The 4,144-nt window shown below is 63.3% G+C and carries 2 protein-coding genes and 1 pseudogene; all 3 read right to left on the reverse strand.

The genetic code is table 11. From position 1 onward, the window contains the following. Nucleotides 1–2,491: error-prone DNA polymerase (locus QZ213_RS25420; RefSeq protein ID WP_291688821.1), on the reverse strand; the 2,491-nt coding region annotated here is incomplete at its 3' end. Further along, nucleotides 2,488–3,957, reverse strand: coding sequence for a DNA polymerase Y family protein (locus QZ213_RS25425; protein ID WP_365885289.1), 1,470 nt, complete (start codon nt 3,955–3,957; stop codon nt 2,488–2,490). The genes QZ213_RS25425 and QZ213_RS25420, both read right to left, overlap by 4 nt. Before the next feature lie 28 nt (nt 3,958–3,985). Beyond that, nucleotides 3,986–4,144: pseudogene (locus QZ213_RS25430) on the reverse strand (DNA repair protein); the annotation flags it as partial.

Genomic DNA, 4,144 nt, shown 5'->3' on the forward strand with positions numbered 1-4,144 from the left:
CGGGATCGGCCCATTTGAACCCGTCGATCTGGCGGAAGCCGAGCCGCACGGCGTGATATTTCCCGCTCCCCTTCTCCAGCGTATTCTGAGCGTGGCTGACCGACACATCGATCTCGCGCACCTCGACGCCGTTCTTGCGGGCGTCGCCGACGATCTGTGCCGGGGCGTAAAATCCCATCGGCTGCGAATTCAACAGCCCGCAGCAGAACGCATCGGGATGGAAATGCTTCAGCCATGACGAGACATAGACGAGTTGGGCAAAACTGGCGGCATGACTTTCCGGAAAACCGTAGCTGCCAAAGCCCTTGATCTGATCAAAACAGTTTTTTGCGAATTCCGGATCGTAGCCGCGCGCAATCATGTTGTTGACCATCTTGGATTCGAATTTGCCGATGGTGCCGACATTGCGGAACGTCGCCATGGCGCGGCGCAAGCCGTTGGCCTCCTCAGAGGTAAACTTCGCGGCCTCGATGGCGATCCGCATCGCCTGTTCCTGAAACAGCGGCACGCCGAGGGTCTTGTGCAGCACCCGGCGCAGTTCATCCTTGTCGCCGTGTTCGGGCGACGGCGACGGATAGCTCACCTTCTCCTGGCGGTTTCTTCGGCGAAGATAGGGATGCACCATGTCGCCCTGGATCGGGCCCGGGCGCACGATGGCGACTTCGATGACCAGATCATAGAATACCCGCGGCTTCAGGCGCGGCAGCATGTTCATCTGCGCACGGCTTTCGACCTGGAACACGCCGAGCGATTCACCCCGGCACAGCATGTCGTAGACCGGTTTCTGATCCTGCGGAATCGTCGCCAGCTCCCAGCGTTCGCCCTTGTGATCCGCGATGAAGTCAAAGCATTTGCGGATGCAGGTCAGCATTCCCAGCGCCAGCACATCGACCTTCATCATGTTCAGCGCGTCGACGTCGTCCTTGTCCCATTCGATGAAGGTGCGGTCGTCCATCGCGGCATTGCCGATCGGCACATAGGTATCGAGCCGGTCCTGCGTCAGCACATAACCGCCGACATGCTGCGAGAGGTGGCGCGGAAACTCGATCAGCTCGGTGGCGAGTTCGACGGCGAGCCCGACCATCGGGTTTTGAGGATCCAGCCCCGCCTGCCTGACCTGCATTTCGTCGAGGCCCTTGCCCCAGCTTCCCCACACCGTATCGGCCAGCGCCGCCGTCACATCCTCGGTCAGCCCCAGCGCCTTGCCGACGTCGCGGATCGCGCTGCGCGGCCGGTAATGGATGACAGTCGCGATGATAGCGGCGCGGTGCCGGCCATATCGGCGATAGACATATTGCATCACCTCCTCGCGCCGGGAATGTTCGAAATCGACGTCGATGTCGGGCGGCTCCAGCCGTTCCTTGGAAATGAAGCGCTCGAACAGCAGATCGACCTTGGTCGGATCGACGGAAGTCACGTCCAGCACATAGCAGACGGCCGAATTCGCCGCCGATCCCCGGCCCTGACAAAGGATCTTTTGGCTGCGCGCGTAACGGACGATGTCATGCACGGTGAGAAAATAATGCGCGTATTTCAGCTTCCGGATCAGGCGCAGTTCCTTGTGCAGGACTTTCCTGGTCTTGGGCGAAATCCGGACCGGGAATCGCCGGTGCGCGCCCTGCCAGGTCAGGTCTTCCAGATGACGCTGCGCGGTCTTGCCCGGCGGCACCGGCTCGTCGGGATACTGATATTTGAGCTGATCGAGCGAAAACGCGATGCGGCCGGCGACCCGCATGGTTTCCGTGATCGCCTCCGGCACGTCGCGAAACAGGCGCGCCATTTCCTCGGCAGGCTTGAGAAAACGTTCGGCATTGGCCTCGAGCCGCCTGCCGGCGGCATCGATGGTGGTCTTTTCGCGGATGCAGGTCAGGACATCCTGCAAGCGGCGGCGCGAGGGATGGTGATACAGCACTTCATTGGTCGCGAGCAGCGGCACGCCGGCGGTTGTGGCGATGTGATGAAGCCGCGCCAGGCGGCGCCGGTCGTCGCCGCGATACAACAGGCTTGCGGCCAGCCACACGCCGTCGGCGCGGCTCTTCTGCAACCGATCCAGCACATCGAGCGCCTTCTCCGCCTCAAAGCGATGTGGCAGCACCAGAACCAGAAGCTGCCCTTCGGAAAATTCCAGGAGATCGTCAAGTTTTAAGTGGCACTCACCCTTCTCGGTATTGTCGCCACGCTTGCCGCGGGTGAGCAACTGGCACAGCCTGCCGTAAGCCGCGCGATCGCAGGGATAGACCAGGATATCAGGCGTATCGTCGATCAAGACAAGCCGCGATCCGATCAGAAGTTTTGGTTTATGGGTGACGTTGGGATTGTCGAGTTCCTTGTAGGCCCGCACCACGCCGGCCAGCGTGTTGTGATCGGCGATGCCGATCGCGGGAAGCCGCAGGTCGCTCGCCTGATGCACGTAAGCCCGCGGATCCGATCCTCCGCGCAGGAACGAAAAATTCGTGGTGATTCCGATTTCCGCGTAGGCAGGAACGGTCATGCGAATAATCCGTGCATGTACCAGTTCGGCTGCACGGCCCTGCCTTCCTCCTGCACGATCTCGCGGTCGTAAAGTCCGTCGCGATAAAGCCAGAACCGCAAACCCGCCTCGTCCTCGACGCGGAAATAATCGCGCGTCAGGGTCGCGCCTTCCGCGCGCCACCATTCCATGGCGACCCGCTCGGGGCCCTCGGCCCGGATCACGGCGTGGGTGGCGCGGCGCCAGACAAAGCGAGCTGGCGGGCCATCCGGCACCTGCGCGATCACCTTGATCTGTTCCGGCCGTTCGAACAGCCGCAATGGCCGCAGCGGCGGCTCGCCTTCCACGCGCGGCGTCCAGGCTGCATGCGCCGCGGCGGTCAGATGATGCTGCGCGGGCGCCGCCTTAACCGCGCGTTCCGGGATGTGGGTGTCCTGCGGCAAATGCACGACTACGCGTTTTCCACCGATGCGCGCGGCGATGCGGTCGATCAATGCGGCCACCTCGTCATTGTCATGCACATTGGCATCGAGATCGCGCTGCTCCTGCACGACGATTTCGGTGCGGCTGGCGTTAAGGCGAATGAGATCGAAGCCGAAACCGGGATCGAGCGGATCGCTCAAGGCGCCGAATCGCTCGCGAAACAGCCGGTCGATCACCTCGGGCCTGGTCACGGGCTGGCCGGTGTCGACCATGATGGTGCGAACCGCGCCATCGGTGCGGAAGAAACGGGCTTCCAGCCGCCGCGCGCCCTTGCCCTGCTGCGCCATCGCCGCGACCAGCATTACGGCGAGCCCCGACAAGGTCGCCGAGATCACCGCTTCAGTGGCCACCGGCTCGGCGAAACGCTTCTCGACGATGTAATCCGGCAGCGGTTTTTGGGGACTGATCGGCGCATCGCCTTGTCCCAGCGCCTGTTCCAGCAGCGCCGTGAAGCTGGCGCCGAATCTCGCGGTAATTTCATGCCGCGCGCGGGAGGCGACATCGCCGATGGTTTTCAGGCCGGCGCGGCGCAGGCCGGCAACCACGGCGGCATCGGCGCCGAGCGCGGACACCGGCAGCGGCCCGACCGCATCGGCCTCCTCGCTTTCGCCGACGATGCGGCCATGGACATGACGGGTCAACGTCCGCGCGCACACGGCGGTGCCGGCGATGGCGGCGCTGACCGCAAAACCCTGCGCGGTCAACACGTCGCACATCAGCCGCATCATCGCGGTCTCGCCGCCGAACAGGTGCACGCAGCCGGTGATGTCGAGAAACAGGCCATGCGGGGGATCGAGCGCCACCAGCGGGGTGAAGCGGTCGCACCATTCGGCGATGGCGTTCAGCGCGTGAGCGTCGGCGGCTTCGTCGGCATCGTACACCCTTAATTGCGGACAGATGGCGCGAGCATTGGCGAGCGGCAGGCCTATATCGAGGCCGAGCCGCGCGGCCGCGTCGTCGAGCGCAAAAATCTGCAGCGCGTTGTTTTGCTTGGCGACGACGATGCCGGGATCAACGTCAACGTTTTGGTTTTTAGCCGGCGCGGAGCTGTCGTGTGCCAACTGGCGCTTGATGCGGTCGATGGGCAGGCGTGGCAGCCACAGGCTGAGGATCCGCCGCCGGTTGCGCGAAAAGGCACTCATCACATTTCCATTCCATGATCCACCGGCCAACAGGGCCATGACGGTTGCG

It is taken from the genome of Bradyrhizobium sp., from assembly GCF_017881085.1.
Classification (GTDB): domain Bacteria; phylum Pseudomonadota; class Alphaproteobacteria; order Rhizobiales; family Xanthobacteraceae; genus Bradyrhizobium.